The organism is Kitasatospora sp. NPDC057223 (assembly GCF_042669755.1).
Lineage (GTDB): Bacteria > Actinomycetota > Actinomycetes > Streptomycetales > Streptomycetaceae > Kitasatospora.
This window is the reverse complement of the sequence record NZ_JBHUWW010000054.1, coordinates 18,176-36,959: the sequence shown is the minus strand read 5'-3', so window position 1 is coordinate 36,959 and position 18,784 is coordinate 18,176. Positions and strand designations below refer to the sequence as shown.

General features: G+C 71.8%; 16 protein-coding genes and 3 pseudogenes. 4 read left to right on the top strand and 15 right to left on the bottom strand.

Translation table 11 applies throughout. The annotated features are described in order from the left end of the window. The first annotated feature begins 18 nt into the window (after positions 1-18). Both ACFUK0_RS20185 and ACFUK0_RS20180 read left to right on the top strand, forming a co-directional pair. Positions 19-1,725 (top strand): methyltransferase, encoded by a 1,707-nt coding sequence (locus ACFUK0_RS20185; protein WP_380252032.1) that lies wholly within the window; start codon positions 19-21, stop codon positions 1,723-1,725. 435 nt (positions 1,726-2,160) lie between these two features. Then, on the top strand, positions 2,161-3,153 hold the full coding sequence (locus ACFUK0_RS20180; protein WP_380252062.1) for a glycoside hydrolase family 11 protein: 993 nt from the start codon (positions 2,161-2,163) through the stop codon (positions 3,151-3,153). A gap of 200 nt (positions 3,154-3,353) precedes the next feature. On the opposite strand, the gene ACFUK0_RS20175 is transcribed toward ACFUK0_RS20180, so the two are convergent. The 10 genes from ACFUK0_RS20175 to ACFUK0_RS20130 form a co-directional block, all read right to left on the bottom strand. Further along, positions 3,354-4,208 (bottom strand): glutathione S-transferase C-terminal domain-containing protein, encoded by an 855-nt coding sequence (locus tag ACFUK0_RS20175; RefSeq protein WP_380252030.1) that lies wholly within the window; start codon positions 4,206-4,208, stop codon positions 3,354-3,356. A gap of 471 nt (positions 4,209-4,679) precedes the next feature. Then, positions 4,680-5,699, bottom strand: coding sequence for an LLM class flavin-dependent oxidoreductase (locus tag ACFUK0_RS20170; protein WP_380252028.1), 1,020 nt, complete (start codon positions 5,697-5,699; stop codon positions 4,680-4,682). Positions 5,700-5,901: 202 nt separating this feature from the next. Next, a complete protein-coding gene (locus ACFUK0_RS20165; RefSeq protein ID WP_380252026.1) occupies positions 5,902-6,783 on the bottom strand; it encodes a substrate-binding periplasmic protein in 882 nt (293 codons plus the stop codon). A 10-nt stretch (positions 6,784-6,793) separates the two neighbouring features. Beyond that, positions 6,794-7,735 (bottom strand): hypothetical protein, encoded by a 942-nt coding sequence (locus tag ACFUK0_RS20160; RefSeq protein WP_380252024.1) that lies wholly within the window; start codon positions 7,733-7,735, stop codon positions 6,794-6,796. A 10-nt stretch (positions 7,736-7,745) separates the two neighbouring features. Continuing rightward, positions 7,746-8,672: a trypsin-like peptidase domain-containing protein gene (locus ACFUK0_RS20155; protein ID WP_380252022.1), complete on the bottom strand. Its 927-nt coding sequence runs from the start codon at positions 8,670-8,672 to the stop codon at positions 7,746-7,748. A gap of 10 nt (positions 8,673-8,682) precedes the next feature. After that, positions 8,683-9,063 (bottom strand): CU044_2847 family protein, encoded by a 381-nt coding sequence (locus ACFUK0_RS20150; protein WP_380252020.1) that lies wholly within the window; start codon positions 9,061-9,063, stop codon positions 8,683-8,685. A gap of 234 nt (positions 9,064-9,297) precedes the next feature. Continuing rightward, positions 9,298-10,344, bottom strand: a complete 1,047-nt coding sequence (locus ACFUK0_RS20145) for a radical SAM protein (protein ID WP_380252018.1) — start codon at positions 10,342-10,344, stop codon at positions 9,298-9,300. Then, positions 10,344-10,670, bottom strand: coding sequence for a hypothetical protein (locus ACFUK0_RS20140; protein WP_380252016.1), 327 nt, complete (start codon positions 10,668-10,670; stop codon positions 10,344-10,346). The genes ACFUK0_RS20145 and ACFUK0_RS20140 overlap by 1 nt, the downstream gene beginning before the upstream one ends. A gap of 275 nt (positions 10,671-10,945) precedes the next feature. Then, the gene (locus ACFUK0_RS20135) at positions 10,946-12,067 is read right to left on the bottom strand and encodes a Gfo/Idh/MocA family protein (RefSeq protein WP_380252014.1); all 1,122 of its coding nucleotides are present in this window, start codon (positions 12,065-12,067) and stop codon (positions 10,946-10,948) included. Positions 12,068-12,184: 117 nt separating this feature from the next. Beyond that, complete coding sequence (locus ACFUK0_RS20130; protein WP_380252012.1) at positions 12,185-13,216, bottom strand: aldo/keto reductase; 1,032 nt, start codon at positions 13,214-13,216, stop codon at positions 12,185-12,187. Positions 13,217-13,323: 107 nt separating this feature from the next. On the opposite strand from ACFUK0_RS20130, the gene ACFUK0_RS20125 reads away from it, so the two are divergent. After that, positions 13,324-13,779 (top strand): MarR family winged helix-turn-helix transcriptional regulator, encoded by a 456-nt coding sequence (locus ACFUK0_RS20125; RefSeq protein ID WP_380252010.1) that lies wholly within the window; start codon positions 13,324-13,326, stop codon positions 13,777-13,779. A 19-nt stretch (positions 13,780-13,798) separates the two neighbouring features. On the opposite strand, the pseudogene ACFUK0_RS20120 reads toward ACFUK0_RS20125, so the two are convergent. The 3 pseudogenes from ACFUK0_RS20120 to ACFUK0_RS20110 form a co-directional block, all read right to left on the bottom strand. Beyond that, positions 13,799-13,870: pseudogene (locus ACFUK0_RS20120) on the bottom strand (family 1 glycosylhydrolase); the annotation flags it as partial. A 17-nt stretch (positions 13,871-13,887) separates the two neighbouring features. After that, positions 13,888-14,796, bottom strand: a pseudogene (locus ACFUK0_RS20115) (TIGR02679 family protein); the annotation flags it as partial. Positions 14,797-14,914: 118 nt separating this feature from the next. Then, positions 14,915-15,292, bottom strand: a pseudogene (locus tag ACFUK0_RS20110) (SbcC/MukB-like Walker B domain-containing protein); the annotation flags it as partial. 41 nt (positions 15,293-15,333) lie between these two features. Between ACFUK0_RS20110 and ACFUK0_RS20105 the strand changes: the two are divergent. Continuing rightward, positions 15,334-15,615 (top strand): hypothetical protein, encoded by a 282-nt coding sequence (locus ACFUK0_RS20105; protein WP_380252008.1) that lies wholly within the window; start codon positions 15,334-15,336, stop codon positions 15,613-15,615. Between the two features lie 425 nt (positions 15,616-16,040). Here the strand turns inward: ACFUK0_RS20105 and ACFUK0_RS20100 are convergent, their stop codons facing one another. Continuing rightward, a complete protein-coding gene (locus ACFUK0_RS20100) occupies positions 16,041-17,426 on the bottom strand; it encodes a GH1 family beta-glucosidase (protein WP_380252006.1) in 1,386 nt (461 codons plus the stop codon). Between the two features lie 236 nt (positions 17,427-17,662). Next, positions 17,663-17,965: a hypothetical protein gene (locus tag ACFUK0_RS20095; protein ID WP_380252004.1), complete on the bottom strand. Its 303-nt coding sequence runs from the start codon at positions 17,963-17,965 to the stop codon at positions 17,663-17,665. Positions 17,966-18,784: the final 819 nt, after the last annotated feature.

Sequence of the window (18,784 nt, the reverse complement as noted above, 5' to 3'; positions counted from 1 at the left end):
AAACGAGGCCGCTCCGCCATGACCACGTCGTTCACCACCGACGCCGACCGCTTAGGCGAGACGGCCGACTTCGTCCGGGAGCAGGACGCCTCCACCCTGCTGCCGCTCCTCCTGCCCGGCCTGGACGCCGTGGAACTGCGGGCGCTGGTGGACCGCTGCCGGTTCTCGCACGCCGCACTCCTGGTCTTCCCGCCGGATCCCGGGGCACTGCGCGCCGCACTGGCCGGCTGCGGACTGTCCGCCGACGCGCCCCCGATGCCCAGCGTGGTCGTCCGGGACCGGCTCGCCGCCCGCCACCTGCGCGACGCCGCGGAACTCGACGTACGCATCCTCCGCCCGCCCGTGGCCGGCCCGGACGGGACGAGCCGGACGGTCGAGGTGTTCACCCTCACCGTGCCGCCGGGCTCCGATCTCACCGGGATCGCCGAGCAGGAACGCGCCCGGGAGCACGAGGCGCACCTCGCCTTCGAGATCGAGCAGCCGGACCCACTGGTCCTGCGGGGCATGTGCGCGATCTTCGCGCGGCACGGAGCGACGGCCGACGGCGGCGGCTACAACCCGCACGAGGACGGCACGGTGTTCTACTTCAGCGCGCCCACCGATGCGAAGGCCGGGTACCGGCGGGTGGAACTCTACGTCCCCGGCGACCACCGGGACGTCCTCGCCACCCACCTCGACGAGCACCGCGCACGGCACTCTGCGGAAACGCTCCTGCGCCTGCTGACCGGTGCGTGGACGACCCAGGCCCTGGCCGTCTTCGCCGAGCTGCGGGTACCCGACGCCCTGCACACCGGGACAGGCACCGGCGCCGAGGCACTGGCACAGGCGGTCGGCGCCGACCCGGAGAGCCTGGCGGCGCTGCTGCGCTACCTCGCCATGCTGGGCCTGGTGACCACCGAACGGGACGGCTTCCGCCTCACCGGACTCGGCGCGCTGCTCCGTGCGGACGCCCCGGACTCCATGCGGCCGCTGGCCCTCCTGTACGGCGGCCCGTTCTACCGGTCCTTCGGCGCGCTCGGGCACACCGTACGGACCGGGGAGGTCGGCTTCGACCACCTCTTCGGCGAGAACCACTTCGACCACTTCGCCCGCCACCCCGAACTCGCCGAGCTGTTCGACCGGTCCATGGCCGCCGGCTCACGCATGTTCGATCCGCTCACCGATCACCCCGTCGTCACGGCCGCGAGCGGGGCCCCCGGCCGCCGGACCGTCGTCGACGTCGCGGGCGGGAACGGGGCCCTGCTCGGCCGGATCCTGGCCGCCCACCCGCGCCTCGACGGCGTCCTGCTCGAACGCCCGCACGTCCTCGACGCCGCGCGCCGCTCCCTCGACGCCGCCGGCCTCGGCGGGCGCTGCGCCTACCGGGCGGGCGACTTCGCGGACGTACCGCCGGGCGGTGACGTCTACATCCTCTCCCGCATCCTGCACGACTGGGACGACGAGCGGTGTCGCGAGATCCTGCGCCACTGCGCCCGCGCCATGCCCGCCGACGCCGACCTGCTCATCGTCGAACGCGTGCTGCCCGCCGACGACTCGGCCTCCCTGGCCACGGCCTGGGACCTCCACATGCGGTGCAACGTCGGGGGCCGCGAACGCCGCGCCGAGCACTACACCCGGCTCCTCGCCGACGCGGGGCTCACTCTCGTCGGCCACGCGCCGCTCCCCCTCGACGGCAGCGTGCTGCACGCCCGCCCGGCTGCCGCACTCCTGCCGGGCGACGGCTGAGCCATTACGAAAGTTTCGCTCATCCGCTGAAAGTTTTGGACGTTGGACGCCACAAGCCGTGGCCCGCACTACAGGGGATCATCGAACACAGGGGAGGCTCCTGCCGAGCCGTCCGGCCCGCAACGGATCCCAAGCCCCTGACCATGGCCTTTTCCTGCTGAGGCAGATCGATACTTTCGCTCCTCCAGCCGAAAGTATTGACAACTCGTCGACCCCGGACCAGCCTGGTCGCCGTCGACAAGTCCGAACGGCCTCGGATCCGGGCCGAAACCGCCAATCACCCATGGGCGCAGTGATGTTGATGACCAGTCGGTTCCGCGTCATGCGGCGGCGCCGGCCGGTCACCCCATCGCGTCCCGGTCCTCGGCGGCGCAGGGCAGTGCCCACCCCCGCACCCCACCCCCACACCCCCACCCATCGGCAGGACGGATCACCATCGTGAGCTTCCCCCACCCCAAGAGCACCACGAGAAGCCGCCTTTGGCGGCTGGTCAGCAGGGCGCGCATCCTCGTACTGGCCCTCGCGGCCGTCGTGCTGCTGCCCGGCACCGCCGACGCGGCGACCGTCTCCACGAACCAGACCGGCACCGACGGCGGGTACTTCTACTCGTTCTGGACCGAGGGCACCGGCGCGGCCTCGATGTCCCTCAACGGCGGCGGCAACTACAGCACCTCCTGGAACAACGCCGGCAACTTCGTCGCCGGCAAGGGCTGGAGCACCGGATCACGCAACCCGGTCACCTACTCCGGCACCTGGAACACCAGCGGCAACGCCTACCTCTCCCTCTACGGCTGGAGCACCAACCCCCTCGTCGAGTACTACATCGTCGAGAACTACGGCACCTACAAGCCCACCGGCACCTACAAGGGCACCGTCACCACCGACGGCGGCACCTACGACATCTACCAGACAACCCGCTACAACGCCCCCTCCATCGAGGGCAACAAGACCTTCAACCAGTACTGGAGCGTCCGCCAGTCCAAGCGGACCGGCGGAACCATCACCGTCGGCAACCACTTCGACGCATGGGCCAGATACGGCATGAACCTCGGCACCATGAACTACGAAGTCCTCGCCACCGAGGGCTACCAGAGCAGCGGCAGCTCCAACCTCACACTCGGCACCTCCACCGGCGGCGGAGGCACCGGCGGCGGCACCGGCAACGGCTGCACCGCCACACTCTCCGCCGGCACCTCCTGGAGCGACCGCTACAACCTCAACGTCTCGGTCACCGGATCCACCACCTGGAAGGTGACCGTCAAGATCCCCTCCCCCGAGAAGGTCAGCTCCACCTGGAACACCACCGCCACCTACCCCGACGCCCAGACCCTCGTCGCCACCCCCAACGGCTCCGGCAACAACTGGGGCATGACCATCACCAAGAACGGCAGCACCACCTGGCCGACAGTGTCCTGCAGCACCGGCTGACACCCGACACCGGCCCACCACGAACACCCCGGGGCGTGGCGACCGAAACCGCCACGCCCCACCACCCCGGCACGGTCGAAATCCCTTACCGTGCAGCTGAGTTCCGGGGACCGCCGCGCAGTTCACCGGCAGGTGCCGCGCGGCGGCACGTCCGCCGCCCTCGTCGTGGACAAGGTCCGGCGGACGGCGCTCTCCCCCGCTCAGCCGGAGTACACCCGCCGCTGGGCGTGCTCCGCCCAGTCCACGATCTGGATCGCCGCTCCGGCGGCCTCCTCGCCCTGGCAGCGGGTGTGGTGGCGGCGCGCGATGCCGTCCAGGTCGAGGTGGCGGCCGAAGGCCGGGTGTCCGGCCAGTCGGCGGGCGTGGGCCCACACGTGGGAGTGCTCGGCGATGCGCTGCACGGCGGCGGCGTCCAGGTGCCAGCGGTGCACGGTGTCCAGCCGCACCAGGGTCACCCAGAGCTCCACGTCCGCGAGGGTCAACTCCTCGCCCAGCAGGTACTCCTGGGATTCCAGACGGGCCTCGATCGCGGCCAGCCCGTCCAACAGGCTCCGCAGCGCGCCCGCGCGCGCGTCCGGGGTGGCGTCGGACCGGCCCGCCTCCTGGGCCGGGGCGTTGATGCTCCGTTCGCAGAGCTGCCGGACGGCCCCGATCGCCCCTTCGAGGCCGCGCGGGTAGAGGTCGGGCCCGGGGAACCGCCGGGCCAGGTCGGTGAGAATCTCGACCGGGTCGGTGCTGACGATCCGTCCGCTCCAGTCGTCGCTGAGCACCGGTGCCGAGGCGGGCCCGGGGTGCCGGTGCGAGCTGGACTCGTACAGCGGCAGCAGTGCCAGGTAGCCGTCGGCGCCGGCGTCCGGCAGCGCCGGCAGCAGGGTCACCGGCAGGGTGTCGTCGAGGCCGAGCAGGCTGTGGGTGACCGCGATCTGCAGACAGTGCGGGCACGAGAGGGTCAGGTGGAGCCGGTAGCGGTGCGGCGCGGGGAAGTACCCGCTGCGGGCGTCGTGGCCGATCCGTCCGCGGAGGGAGGGTACGGCGGACGGGGACATAGCGGACATGGGTCTCCCAGGAGTCGGCAGTACGCGCACACGCGTACAACGAAGAGGGTGGGGGGAGAAGGGCGCAGCTCAGGACATGCGACTGCCCGCGGTGGAATCAGACGAGAACGGCTGCCGGGCCGTGGGGGGCCGGCGCCCCTGCCATGCTGCTGCAGACCCGCTGCAGGTCGATGTGGCGGCGGCATGTCAACACCGGGAGGAACCGTACAGCGTGAGCCACGCCATCGATAATCGGCTCCGCACGCCTCACGGCTCTCCCGCCTACGTTCGACGATTCCTGCTTCGGAGTTTCATCCCGCATTCGCGCCACGTCAAGGTTCTCGACAGGGGCGAGCGGAGCGTCCCGCATGATGGGACGCTCTCGTCGCTCCGGTGAGACGGCGCCCCGCTCCCCGGCCCGTGGCCGGGACCCGGGACAACGTCAGGAGCCCTGCCGCGGGCGGCAGGGCTCCTGATCGTGCCGGCGGGGTGTCAGAGCGCAGGCTGCCATCCGAGTGCGGGGCCGAGGCCGGTGGCGATGTCGGTGAGGATCTGCACGTAGTCCTCGTAGTCGAAGGAGAACGGCAGTGCGAAGACGACCTCGTCGACCTCCCGGAACCCGGCGTGGGCGTACAGCTGTTCGGCGATCTCGGCCGACGACCCGATCAGGTCCGGCGCGAACAGCATCCGGGCCGGGCCCTGCGGGGCGGCGGTGCGCGGGGTCCGGTTGAGCACGTAGTCCTGGTACTTGGCACGCTGCTGTGCCGACGCGCTGTCGGTGGGGATGACGACCAGCCCCTGCGAGACCCGGGCGCGCGCGCCCTCGGGGTGACCGGCACGGAAGGCGGCGATCTGCGAGCGCTGGATCTCGGCGAAGTCCTCCGACTCCTCGGCCCGCACCACGTTGCTGGTCAGCAGGCTCAGGCCCTGCTCACCCGCCCACCGGGCCGAGTTCAGGCTCCCTGCGCCGTACCACAGGCGGTCGGCCAGGCCGGGCGAGACCGGCTGGACCCGGTCGGAGTACACCTCGATGCCCTCGACCCCGCTGAAGTCGGTGACCGGCTTGCCGCGGACGAAGTCCAGCAGGCGCCGCACCCGCTCGTAGCCGAAGTCCTCGGCCTCGGCGGTGTGGGGGTAGAGCGCGGAGGCGATCCGGTCGTACTGCCCGGGGCGTCCGACGCTGATGCCGGGGTTGAGCCGGCCGCCGGACAGCAGGTCGACGGTCGCCAGGTCCTCGGCGAGCCGCAGCGGGTTCTCCCACCCCAGCGGGATGACCGCGGTGCCCAGCTCGATGCGGTCGGTGCGCTGCGAGGCCGCCGCCAGCACCGCGACGGGAGAGGAGATCCCGTACTGCAGGTGCCGGTGGCGCACCCAGGCACTGTCGAATCCCAGGTGCTCGCCGAGTTCGATGATCCGGAGCGTGGACTCGTGTCCGAGGCCGGGGTCGGCCGGGTCGAAGACCCCGATGGTCAGGAATCCCAGCCTCCGAAGGGGCTGCAGGTGCGACGGCACCGATTTCTCCGTCCTCCGCGCCAGGCCCGGCTCTGAGCTGCGCGGTTCGACTTCCACGGTCCGGATGGAGGTCACCGGACGTCCGCCCCACACTCACACACCGGTCAGCGGCACTCAAGAGCTGCATCGCAAACGCAATACGGGGCAACACGCACGTGACATGCCCGCACGAGGCACGAAAGGGAGTTCGGAGCGCCCCCGCTCAGCCCCCGCAGAGGTTGTCGGACGTGCTGGTCACCGGCTGGAAGTCCTGACGCAGGTTGCCGTCCGTCACGTCGGGCCCGAAGTTGAAACTGCTCCGCAGTTCGGTCACCCATTCCTGGCTCTTCATGTACGTGTCGAGCCGGCTGCGCAGCCAGGTGCAGGCCTCGGCATGGCCCTTGGGCAGGGCGGCCGCCAGGAGCTGCACCTTGCCGAACTTCCCGTCCGTGATGGCGTAGGGGAGCCGCCCGTCCACCTGGAGATTCACGGCTATGCCGCGCAGCGGCAGGTAGTCGGAGACGAAGACGTCGGCGGAGCCGTCGTCCAGGTGGTCCAGGCACTGCTGGGTGCTCTGGCCGTCCAGCGAGACCTTGGGCTTGATCTCGTTGTCGACCAGGGCACGGGCGGTGGTCTGCGCAACGGTGCAGATCCGCAGCGCGACCAGGTCCTCCTGCCTCCGGACCGCAGCGGGGTGCGCGGCCGAGGTCAGTGCGCCCAACGGGGTCTTCAGGTAGGGGCCCGCCATGTCGAACTTCTTCCTGCGCTCGTCGGTGACGGAGATGTCCGCCACCACGAGGTCGACGCCGTTGTGGTTGGTGTTCCCGTCCACCAGGGCGTCCTGCCAGCTGATCGCCGAGACCGGGACGGCGGAGTACTTCACGCCCGCGTCGCCCAGCACCTTCTCCACCAGCCGGGGCTCGAAGCCCTGGAAGATGCCGTCGGCGTTCTGGACCGACATGCCGGGTATGGCGGTCTTGAAGCCGACCTGGACCCTCCCGTCGAAAGGCGCCGGCCGGTCCGGCCCGGAGGAGCAGGCGGCGGCCGGGGCCAGCGACACCGCGACGGCGACGGCGAGCAGCGGGAGACGTCGTGAGGCGTGCACGGTGGTGCTCCTAGTCCTCGAAGCTGACGGCCTTGGTGTAGAGCTGCGCCTGACAGCCCTGCGGCGTTCGCAGGGTCAGCCGCAGCGTGAGCGTGCTGCGGTGCGCGGGCAGAGCGGTACGGACCACCTCCGACAGCTGCCGGACGGTCGCCTGCTCGCCGTCGAGCGACAGTTCCACCGTGCCGGAGCAGACACCGCTGCCCGGGTTCGGGTCGCGCAGGTCCAGCGGCAGCACCAGACGGGTGCGGCCGTCGGGCACGGCGACGGTGGCGCTGGCGGTGGCGTCCGGCTGGAGCACGGTCACGTCCCACCCCACCGGCACCGACACGGCCGGCCGGTCCGCCTGGGCCTGGAAGACGGCCCAGGCCACCACCGCCAGGACGACGACGCCGGCGGCCGGCAGGAGCCACGGCCTGCGCCCGCCGCCGGTTTCCGGCGGGGCCGCCGGCTTCCGGGGCGGGAACACGATCGTGCCCCCGTCACCGCCCGGCTGCAGGACGCCGATCCCCTCGCAGAAGTCGCCGATCTGTGCCTGGGTCCCCCCGGCCACCAGTCGGGTGAACTCGCTCAGCGGGTCCCGCTCGGCGGGTGACCGGCTGCTTCCCCAGCCGGCCAGGCGCAGTTTTTCCCCCACGTCGAGCAGCCTCGCCTTGAAGGCGTCCGGGTGGCCGGAGTCCAGCACCGCGTTGAAGAACCCCAGCCAGGAGACCGCCCGTTGCCCGCCGGCCAGGCGACGCGCCTCGTCGTGCAGTGCCTGCCGGGCCGCCGGGGCGTTGCGGTGCTCGACACAGGCGCGGGCGATCCGCTTGAGGTGCGTGTACGCGACGTTGTCGGGGGTCGCCTGGAAGTCCCGCACGCCGGGCGCCTGTCTGATGCTGTGCACCAGTTCGTCGCGCCGGTCCGTGTTCGCGAGCAGCTGGATGTCCATCAGCGCACCCGTCAGGGCGATCACCGCTCGTTCCTCAAGCCCCATGGCCGACCCCGCCTCCGCAGCTCCCGTCGAGCATGACCGTCAGCTCTCCCACGGCCCGATGACCGCCCGCCAGCCGTCGTACCGCCCCGACCAGTGCGCCCAGGGCCGCGCAGGGGTCGAGATTGTCGAGGCAGGCCCCGGCGATCTGCTCCAGGTGGAGCACCGCGAGGGAGTCGGCGCGCGGGCGGATCCCCCGGTCGGGGGGAAGCGCGTCGTTGATCCGCCGGACCAGGTCGTGGCGCACCCGCTCCTCGTCCAGCACAGGTATCCGGTCCAGCAGGTCGGCCCACTCCTGGCGGCCGGCCGTCGGGCGCGCAGGCCCTGCGGAGGGCTCGGACGGCAGGTCCACCACGCTCCGCAGTCCGCCGAGCGGGGTCATCCACCCGCCCACCGGGTCGCGGTCGTCCTCGGTTCCCTTGACCACGCCGACCACGCGGCCGCCCTCCGGTTCGAGCAGCATGCTCCCGCTGAGCCCCTTGCGGATCCAGCCGCTCGCGAGCCGGACGAACGCGCCCGCCGGTCCGACCACCGTCAGCCGCGCGCTGTCCGGCTGGACACCGTCCGAGGCCGTGGCCGTGGTGAAGCCGTAGGCGGAGAGCTGGGTGCCGGCCGGGGCCTCCGCCGCGGCGAGCACGGCCACCGGCTGCCCCTCGCGCACGGGAGTGCGCAGGACCGCCAGGTCGGGCGCGGGGTAGTACGCAGCGCCGGCGGGCCGGCTCGGGGGCCACAGGGCGGCCGACAGTGCCTCGTCGGTGCCGGACACCCCGTGCACCGTGACCGGCCAGTGGCCGTGCACCACGTGGGCACAGGTCACCACCAGCCCCGGGCCGACGTAGAAGCCACTGCCCAGGAAGGCCGTGGCAGCATCGCTGAGCCAGACCGCGGCGTCGTGCGGCGCTCCGGCCCCGGTGACCACCCGGCCCGTCCTAGGCGGTGGCGGTGGCTGCGGCTGCGGCAGTGGCCCGGTCCCAGCTGAGCCGGACCAGCAGGCTCGCCTCCCCGCCCGCCTCGGCCAGCACGCCGACCAGCCGCCCCGACTTGACCGAGAGCTTCAGCCCGAACTCCACCTCGAACGAGGACGGGTCACCGCAGCTCGCCCCGGTGTCCTTGGCCCACTGGCCGACCGCCCGGATGGTCCCGCGCACCTCGTCGAAGGTGTGCCGTGCGACGGCGGAGACAGCACCGGCGTCCCCGGAGTCGCGCCCGGACCTGGGACCGCGGACCTCGGCGTACACGATCGCGCCGTCACCGAGGTCGATCTCTATCGACTCGGCGTCGGACACGGTAGGGCCGGTGGAGTCAGCCATGCACGTCACGCCCCTGAGAGGTCAGATGGCACTGCAGCCGATCCGGAGCGGACAGATTCGGCCGCATTTCCGTGCCTGATCAGGCGTCAGATTGCCTACGGCCACTCAGATTAGCGCATGAGGACGCCTTCAATCGCATAATCTCCGCACCACCGCCATCGCCCCGCCACAATCGGGACAATCCGGCTGATCTTCCCCAACGGCCGTCGAAATGGCGTTCGGCCCCGCTCCCGCTCAGCGGGACAGTGCCCGGTGCGAGGCGGACAGCGCCGATACGGCGCCGTACCAGTTGATGAAGGGCCTCGCCGTCGAACCGCGCTCGACGAGCGCGCCGTAGGCGTCCGCACAGAGTGCGCGGAACTCCGGGTACGTCGCGGCCTTCCACGCGGCCGCGCCCGCCCGCAACCCGGTGACGGCGTCCGCGATCGCGTACGCCCGCCCGAATCCGTACTGGAGCGGCACGATCACCCCGTCCGCCTCCAGCACGATCGATCCGACCAGGTCCGCGAGCGGACGCGCGGACGGATCGGCCACCGGCGCGTCCGCGTAGAGCCGGCCCGGTTCGGCGCGGGCCGCCTCCAGGTCGACGGCATCGAACTGAACGATGAGCCGGCCGGCGTACTCGCGCTGGATCCGCGCCGCCTCCAGGAAGGCCACCGTCAGTTCCTCGGCGTCGGGCGCCTGGCCCGGGAGGTGGTCGCGGGCTGAGCCGGTCTCCTCCAGAGGGTGCACCTGGAGCAGCGACGCGCCCTGGTCGGCGGCGAATTCGGCGAGTTCGCCGAGTTCCGCCGCGTTGCGCAGGGTCAGCGTGACGATGAAGCCGAAGGGGATCCCGGTGGCTCGCACCGCAGGCAGCCGCCGGACGAGGGACTCGAACGCACGCGGCGCACCGCGCATCCGGTTGTGTGCGGGGCCGAGCCCGTCGAGGCTGATCGCGAGCAGGTCGACGACCCCGCCCAGGGAGGCCAGCTGTGCCTCCGTACCCACGGTGCCGTTGGTCGTCACGGTGGTCGCCATGCCCAGCCCCTTGGCGTGGCCGAGGACGGCCGTCAACGGCCCGTACAGCAGTGGCTCGCCGCCGGACACGCCCACCGCGTTGTAGCCCTCGGCCCGGGCGTCGGTCAGCACCGACCGGACGAGCCCGACGTCCAGTTCCTCCGTCCGGTCCGGCCCTGATGCCGAATAGCAGTGCAGGCAACGCAGGTTGCACCGCAGGGTCGGGTGGATCTGGAGGACCCGGACGTCGGGCCCGGTGGGACCGGCACCCCCCTCAGGGCCCATCAGCCGGTGACCTGGCGTTCCATCGTCACGTCGACCAGGACGCCGTCGAGCGCGGGCAGGCCGTACGGGAACGCGTTGACCGTGACCTGGAGCTTGTCGCTGTGCAGCTGGACCAGCTCGGTCAGCACACTGCCGGCCCGCTCCTGGGGGATGTCGAGCTTGACCTTGATCGCGTCGACCGCGGGCTGGCCCAGCTTCCACCAGCGCAGCACCCGGTACTCCTCCCGGGCCGCCTTCAGCGCCTCCTGCAGTTCGGCGTCGGAGGGCGTGGCATCGAACAGGCGGGTCAGCAGCTGGGTCGAGCCCCGGGCGTCGTGTGCGTTCATCGGATACCCCTGTGCCTCAGGTCAGCCACCCCCGACGGGCGGCCGCTCTCGACCCGGACATTACTCTTCGCGTCCGATTGATCGCACTTCGTACGCGCCGCCGTGGCGAGCCGGCCTGCCGAATCCCGGCGGGTGACCGGTTCGGGGGTACTCCGGCGCGCTGTTTCACCTGCCAGGCTCAGGCCGCGCCGCGGACCGGGCGTCCCCGATGCCGGTGCACCAAGCGGGACAGCCTGTCCCCGACGCGCTCGATCCGCCGAGGCCGGCACCTGCGGTCAGGCTGTCGTCACGGCGGATTCGATGCTGCGGTGCCGGGCCGCGCCGTGCGCGAAATCGGGTACCGCTGAGGTGCCCTCGCGCAGGTCGTCCAGGAACTGCTGGTAGGCGTGGGCGACCGCGTAGAGCGGCGCGTCGGCGCGCGGGTCCAGTCGCGGGACGCGAACGTACGATTCCGGCACCGTCAGGGGAGCGAGTCCGGGGGACGTTCCGCGGCCGCCTTCGAGGGTGACCGGGCTGAGCTGGAGATGTCCGACCGGGGCCGTGAGGACGAGGTCGCCCTCGGTGCCGTTGATCTCCCAGCGGAAGTTGGTTCCCCGGGAGATGCCTCCGCGGTAGTGGAAGGTGACGACCGCGCCGCCCGGCAGCCGCCCCGAGGCCACCACCTGGTCCGCGGCGGTCATGGGCACGGGCTGCCCGCTGTCGGTGTCCACGGCCGACGTACGCCGCGACGCCAGTCGGATCCGCAAGTCCTCGGGCTCCCCCAGGACGGACGCGACGCCGTCGAGGGTGTGACTGAACGGGATGGTCAGCAGCGTCGCGCCGTTGGCGGCGTCGAGCACGTAGTGATCGCCGGGGCCGACGGTGGCGCCCCAGGCACCGCCGGAGCCGACGACCGTCGTGGACAGCACCTCCCCCACGTAGCCGTCGGCCACAAGATCCCGTGCGTGGGCGAGGGCCGGATGCGACCGCGCCTGGAGTCCGACGACGGTCGGCACAGCGCGGCTGCGCGCTTGCTGCGCCATGTCCTCGGCCTCCGCCAGCCCGTTGCCCAGCGGCCACTCGCAGAGCACGCTCTTGCCGGCGCTCAGCGCCGTCTGCACCAGCTCCCGGTGGTGCGGCACCTTCACCGCCACGACCACGAGGTCCACCTCTTCGCAGGCCGTCAGCTCGGCCGCCGTCCCGAAGGTCCGGGAGACACCGTGCTTCTGTCCGGAGCGCTCCGCCGACTCCTTCGAACTCGTGCTCAGGGCCCTCAGCTCGTAACCCGGGACCGCGCGCAGGGCCGGCAGGTGAGAGCGCTCGGCCCAGCTGCCGTGCGCCCCGAGCCCGATGATCCCTACTCCGATCGGCTTCCCGGACCGGACCAGCCCGGTGAGCAGTGACGCAGATGTGTTCACGATTCGCAGCCTGTTCTGATCCGCGACCGGTGGACGCGGGATCGGAGTGTGGGGATCGGACTGTGCGGGTCGGCGGGTGATGCCGCAGACGGGTGTGACGGATACGGTGATGTTCCGTCAGTTCTGCACGTTTGCAGCCGGATTCGGGCCGAGCTCACTGTCCAGCAGAGCCATGAGGGGTGCGGCGTAGCGGGTTCCGGCCACCGCATCGGCCGGGACGGCCGCGTCGATCGCGCGGAGGTCTGCGTCGCTCAGGGCGACGTCGGCCGCGGCCAGGGCCTCGGCGACGCGGTGCGGCCGGCGGGTGCCCAGGACGGCCACGATGGTGCCGCGCTCACGGTTCCGGGCGATGACCCAGGCGGTGGCGAGCTGCGCGACGCTGATGCCGTGCGCGTCGGCGAGCGGCCGCAGCCGTTCGACGAGGGCGAGGTTCGTGACGAGGTTGTCGGGGTGGAAGCGGGGCAGCCAGTGGGCGCGCGGGTCGCCTCCGGCGGGCTGCCGGTAGGTGCCGGTGAGCAGGCCGTGGGCGAGGATCCCGTAGGCGGTGACGCCGATCCCCAGCTCGCGGCAGGTGGCCAGGATGCCGTTGGCCTCGGGATCACGGCTGAACAGGGAGTATTCGATCTGCACATCGCAGATCGGGTGCACGGCGTGGGCACGGCGGATGGTCTCGGGCCCCACCTCGGAGAGCCCGATGTGCCGCACGTATCCGGCCTGGACCAGCTCGGAGACGGCTCCGATCGTGTCCTCGATCGGGGTGTCGGGGTCGAGGCGGGCGGAGCGGTAGATGTCGACGTGGCCGGTGTCGAGGCGGCGCAGCGAGTAGGCGAGCGCGTTCTTCACGTGGGCGGGGCGGCCCTCGATGCCGACGAAGGATCCGTCGGGGCCGCGCAGACCGCCGAACTTGACGCTCAGCAGCGCCATTTCGCGATCGCCGGCGCGCAGGGCGCGGCGGATGAGGTCCTCGTTGTGGCCCATGCCGTAGAAATCGGCGGTGTCGAGGAGGGTGACGCCGGCGTCGAGGGCCGCGTGGATCGTGGCGATGGCGTCGGCCTCGTCGGCGGGGGCGGAGTGGTCGGACATGCCGGCGCAGCCCAGGGCGAGAACGGGGACCTGCGGGCCGCCGGTTCCGAGGGGTCGGGTTTGCACGGTGCCTCCTGCGGGGCGGGAAGGGTGGACACGGCCGGCAGGGGGCTGCCGAGGACGCAGCCACCTGTTAGCGTTGACATCTCAACACTAAGAAAAGGCACGTTGATATGTCAACACGAAATGGGGAGACCGCCGCGCCGGACGAGGCCACGACCGATGTCGCGTACGAGCCCGTCGATTTCTGGAGCGCCTTCAAGCGCGCCCACGAGGTCGTCCGGGCCCGCGTGATCGCGGACACCGCCGAGGCGGCGGGCCTGTCCGAACCGGACCTGACGATCCTCGCCAACCTCAACAAGGCGGGAGGCAGCCTGCGCCAGAGCGAGCTCGCCGCGTCACTCGGCTGGGACCGCACGCGCATCTCCCACCAGCTCACCCGCATGGGCAAGCGCGGACTCGTCACCCGCGAACGCGCCGGCGGTGTCACCGTCACCCTCACCGACACCGGACGCGCGGCCATCACCGCCGTACAGCCCGGCCTGGACACCGCGGTACGCCGCCACCTCACCGACAAACTCTCCGCGCAGGAGATCGAAACACTGAGCTCCCTGTTCCGCCGGCTGTAGGCACCGGAACAGGGAGTATCGCCTTCGGCGTGCGCCGCTGCGTCTCGAAGTCGACGTGGACGAGGCCGAAGCGCTGATGGTATCCCTCGGCCCGCGGATCACGGCGGTGTTGGGCCGGCCGGACGTGCAGACGAGGGGAGGGCAGCGATGGCCGAATTGCCGTAGAGCCAGGGTCAGCACGCTGGGGTTCTCGGTGACGTGGACCGGCCCCGCGGGACCGGTGAAGTGACCGGGTGTGCGGAGTTGGGCGAGGGTGAGGCTGACGGGGTGGCCGACTCCGGCGCAGATGCGGGAGATCCGGGCAACCGGGCTTTCCCCCTGGGGGCGGAGACCGATCGCGAGCACACCGGCGGACAGTTCGTCGTCGGCCACGCCGGCGCGACTCCAGAGGGCACGTCGTCCTTCGGCGGCGTCCGGCATGTCGGTGTCGTACGGCACCGCCAGGGCGCGTAGGACGAGGGAGGACAGCCGGGTCCCGTCATCGAGGGCGTGGGAGTCACCGTCGAGGAGGCGGGCGGCGAGGACCGGGAGTGGCTCGCCGCCGGCCGGGAGCGCGGCGAGGACGGTCAGAGCGGCAGTCAGGAGGTCGCGGGTGCGGTCGGGTGATCCGTCGACGAGGCCGTTGGCCCGTGGGTGGCCGACCCAGTCCATGAGAACGGGCTGGGCGGTGACCACTTCATGGCCGGTCAGCCACCCCCAGAGGGCTTCGCGTCGGCCGGCCACGAGTTCACGCTCGGCGGCCCGGTCGTGGAGCGGGCCGAGGATGGCGACGACCACGTCCCGGACAGGCCGGCCGCAGACGTCCAGGACGGCGCCGTCGAGTCCGGCGAGGAGGACCGTCGGTTCGGCGCCGGGGAGCCGGTCGAGTCCGAGGAGGTCCGCCAACGCCTCCCGGCCGGCCTCGTCGAACGGTCCGGACCGCACCCGGCTGACGGGACGGCCGGTCGAGAGGCGGTCGTGGACGGCCGACCAGAGGGGGCGGAGTTCGGGGAGATCCAGAGAGGTGCGGTCCGTCATGTTCGCGGTAGGTGCACCACTCATGGTCGGAGGTGAGCACCAGATCGAGATCGAGCGCGGCGAGGAGGCCGAAGACCTGTCCGCGGTTGACGGTGTCGACGCCGACGAAGACCTCGTCGAGCAGGATCAGCCGCGGGGACTCCGGCACCGCCTCGTAGTGGGCGGCCACGGCGGCGAACAGCGGCAGATGGAGGGCGATGGCCTTCTCACCTCCCGAGAGCGCGCCGTGAAGCTTCTTGGTGAGCAGTTGCCATCCGGAGCCGTTGGCCCGGTCCAGCTTGACGACGAACTGGTGCCAGGCCGTGTAGTCGAGGACCTCGGCGAGCTGTTCCTCCCATGTCGCCGCGGTTTTGCGGGCCTTGGCCTCCTCGATGCGGCCCCGGAAGAAGGCGTGCAGGGCCTCGCCGTCGGCCTCGGTGATCCGGGCCGGGTCCTTGAGCAGGAGTTCACGGGCTGTCCGGGTGCCGGCCGGCAGGTCGGGGTGGATCTGCCACACCGGGCGAACGGCCACCCGCGAGGCGGTGCGGACCCTTCGAGGTGACCGTTCATCCGCTCGACGAGCTCACCGGCCTGGCGGATCCGGGAGGCGAGGTGGCGGCGGGTGTCACCGGTGAGGGTCCGGTCGAAGAGACTGCGTTCGGCGGCGGTGATGTCGTTCCGGCTGCGGTCACGGTCGCCGGTGACGATGGACAGGAGGCTGGTGGCACCGACGCGGATGCCGTCGATGGCGGCGGTGAGGACCTGGTCGGTCTCGCGATGGTGCCGGGCTGTCCGCCGGCACGTGCCCGGGCCACTGCCGGGTGCTGGTCGACCGGCTGATCGCGGTGGCGGACGCCGACCTCGCCGAGGTCCTGGCCGGCCGCCCGGACCTCGGCCGTGCCGCAGGTGACGACGCTGGCCGCCCGCCACGAGGAGGCCCGCTGCGGCTCGCGTACGCGGGCCGCCTCAGCGCCGACGACGTCGGCCCCGCCGTACGACCGCGCGCCGCGCTCGCCCTGCTCGAAGATCGCGCCGACCGGCCGCAGTGGGCGCGCCTGCTCGCCGCCGGTCCCGTGGAGCACCGGGAGAAGCCGGCCACCTGCCCCGATCTGCCGCCGGACGTGGCGCTGGCGCTCGCCGCGGGCCCGGAGGTCGGAGCAGTCGCGGAACTCGCGAGTCCAACACCATTCGCAAGTCCCCCGCCTTCCGCCACACAGCCTGCCAGATCCGTTGGCACGGCTATTTGGCGCGGCCGGAATTCCCGTCTACCGTCCCGCCGAGGAACAACGCGTGACCTGCCTCTCACTCCGTGCCCGGTGGGCGGCGATCAGGTCTCGGTACCAGGCGTACGACGCCTTGAGGGTGCGCTTCTGCGTGTCGAAGTCGACATGGACAAGGCCAAATCTTTGACTGAACCCCGCGGCCCACTCGTAGTTGTCGAGGAGGGACCAGGCGTAGTAGCCGCGCACGTCGACGCCTTCGGCGACGGCTGCGGCGAGGGCGTCCAGGTGGCCCGCGAGGTAGGCGATCCGGTCGGGGTCGGGGACGGTGCCGTCGGGGGCGGGTTCGTCGGCGACGGAGCAGCCGTTCTCGGTGATGGTGATGGGCGGGAGGGCGGCGCCGTAGCGGTCGCGCAGGCCCACGAGGAGTTCACGCAGGCCGTCGGGGACGACGGGCCAGTCGAAGGCGGTGCGGGGGACGCCGTCGATCGGGGCTTCGCTGAAGGGCAGGCCGGGGTCGGTGGGGGCGGCGATGCGGGTGGGGTTGTAGTAGTTGACGCCGAGGGCGTCGAGGCCGGGGCCGGCGATGAGGTCCAGGTCTCCGGGGCGGACGCAGCCGCCGAGGTCGTCGCCGAGGCCGAAGGCCGACAGGTCGGGGTAGCGGCCGAGGAGCAGCGGGTCGGTGAACAGCCGGTTGTGCAGGGCGTCGTAGGCCGCCGCGGCAGCCTGGTCGGCTTCCGAAGGACTCGCCGGGCGGACCGGAGTGAGGTTGTTCGCGATCATCACGTCCAGGCCGCGCTCGCGCAGCACGGCGGCGGCCAGGCCGTGGCCGAGCATCTGGTGGTGGGCGGCGGGCAGGGCGTCGAGCATCAGGGCCCGGCCGGGGGCGTGGATGCCCAGGGCGTAACCGTAGACCATGTGCACGAAGGGCTCATTGAGGGTGATCCAGGCGGGCACGCGGTCGCCGAGTCGGTCGGCGGCCAGGGCGGCGTACTCGGCGAAGCGGTATGCGGTGTCGCGGGCGAGCCAACCGCCCTTGTCCTCCAGGGCCTGCGGGAGGTCCCAGTGGAAGAGAGTGGGCAGCGGCGTGATCCCGGCCGCCGACAGGGCGTCCACGAGGCGGTCGTAGAAGTCGAGCCCGGCCGGGTTGGCCGGACCGGCGCCGGTGGGCTGGATGCGGGGCCAGGCGATGGAGAAGCGGTAGCCGTCCAGGCCGAGGCCCTGCATCAGGGCGATGTCCTCGGCGTAGCGGTGGTAGTGATCGCAGGCCACCGCCCCGGTATGGCCGTCGTGGACGGCACCCGGGCGGGCAGCGAACACGTCCCAGACGGACGGGCCGCGCCCGTCCTCGTCCACCGCTCCCTCGATCTGGTAGGCGGCGGTGGACACGCCCCAGCGGAAGTCGGACGGGAGATCGAGTCGGTTCGGCATGGTCTGACTCCCTGCTCACGATGGCGATCGATGAGATCACAAAAACACGAGGGTTGCTCATGTTAGTGCGCTGTCGCCGAAACACCAGCTCTGGCAGCACCGCCCACGATGGCGAGCCCTTCGGGGTTCGCGGAGCGGCCCTTCGACGGCGTTGGTGGGGCGCATCGCTGTCCGTTCGGGTGATGCCAGGCTGTCTTCGGCCGGCCTGGCCCGATTCCGGTCGTCGGTGAGGCAGGTCAGCGGAGCGCGTTCTGCCGGCCGGGCGTGGGCGATTCCCCGGTGCTGTAGCACCAGGACGGGCGCAGCGGGATCTTCTGGCGGGTGCGACCGGCGGGGATCCCGGCCTCCGGCCACCGCAGGCCGCCGCGCTCGTACGGGAGCCAGGCGTCGAGCCAGGTGGTGAACCGTTCGATCGCCGTCCGGTGGCCAGGGACCCGGATGCCGTCGGACCAGGTGATGCCATGGGCGAGGCCGAGGCGTTCTGCTCGCGGCCACCGCTCGGCGATCTCGACGTGGTCCGGGGAGAGCCCGACGCCCACAAGGCGCCGGCCTTCGCCAGGGCAGGTAGAGGCTTCGGCTGTTGTCCAGGGTGCCCTTGACACCACAGGTGCCGAATTCCGCGAAGGTCGGTCCTGACGAGTTCCACCGTCAGCTCGGGGACGGCGCGGACCGCCGTACTGGGCGGCGAAACGCGGTGGGCGGGGACACCGCCCTACCCCGACGTGTCCCCCGGACCGCAGCCCGCGCCAGTTCTCCGGCTGACGTCCGGTCTGTGCCTGCGCTACCCATGCAAGAGGTGTTCAAGTCGGGGATCGGGCCGGGGTACGCCGGTGGTCGTGGAACTGGACGCCGAGTCGCGAGAGATGCTGCTGCGGGTCGCGGCCTCGGCGAAAGCACTGGCCCGGCAGGTACTCCGGGCCCGGATCGCGCCAGCCGCTGCTGACGGGCAACGAGGCGATCGTCTTCACCCTGGCCGTGCGCGGGAACACCGTCCGCAAGTGGCGTGGGCAGTTCGCCGAACGCGACTGGGGGGCTCAAGGACGCAGCCCGACACGAGTTCGAGTACCGCCGCCACGGCACTGCCTCGATCACCGCCACCCCCGGCACCATCACCGGCCGACTCCGGGAACGTCTCGCCCAGGTCACTTCCAACCGGGCCACCGGCCGCGAACCCCCCGCGCCGGTGGGCGGCAAGCAACGCCGGTCACCCCACAACTCCCCCCGTCGAGACACCCCGCTTCGGATCCTGCACCGCCTACCTGTGTGCCCTCGCGGCGCAGCTGACGGTCCGCGGAGCACCGGCGTCGAGATCGACCGGTACCGTCGGGCGCCCGCATTCAGCCACGTCGGCCGAACAA

Coding starts and splice junctions, on each gene's coding strand:
- ACFUK0_RS20185 (WP_380252032.1), top strand. CDS start 19: ATGACCACGTCGTTCACCACCGACGCCGACCGCTTAGGCGAGACGGCC.
- ACFUK0_RS20175 (WP_380252030.1), bottom strand. CDS start 4,208: ATGTCCGCTATGTCCCCGTCCGCCGTACCCTCCCTCCGCGGACGGATC.
- ACFUK0_RS20150 (WP_380252020.1), bottom strand. CDS start 9,063: ATGGCTGACTCCACCGGCCCTACCGTGTCCGACGCCGAGTCGATAGAG.
- ACFUK0_RS20145 (WP_380252018.1), bottom strand. CDS start 10,344: ATGGGCCCTGAGGGGGGTGCCGGTCCCACCGGGCCCGACGTCCGGGTC.
- ACFUK0_RS20140 (WP_380252016.1), bottom strand. CDS start 10,670: ATGAACGCACACGACGCCCGGGGCTCGACCCAGCTGCTGACCCGCCTG.
- ACFUK0_RS20125 (WP_380252010.1), top strand. CDS start 13,324: ATGTCAACACGAAATGGGGAGACCGCCGCGCCGGACGAGGCCACGACC.
- ACFUK0_RS20100 (WP_380252006.1), bottom strand. CDS start 17,426: ATGCCGAACCGACTCGATCTCCCGTCCGACTTCCGCTGGGGCGTGTCC.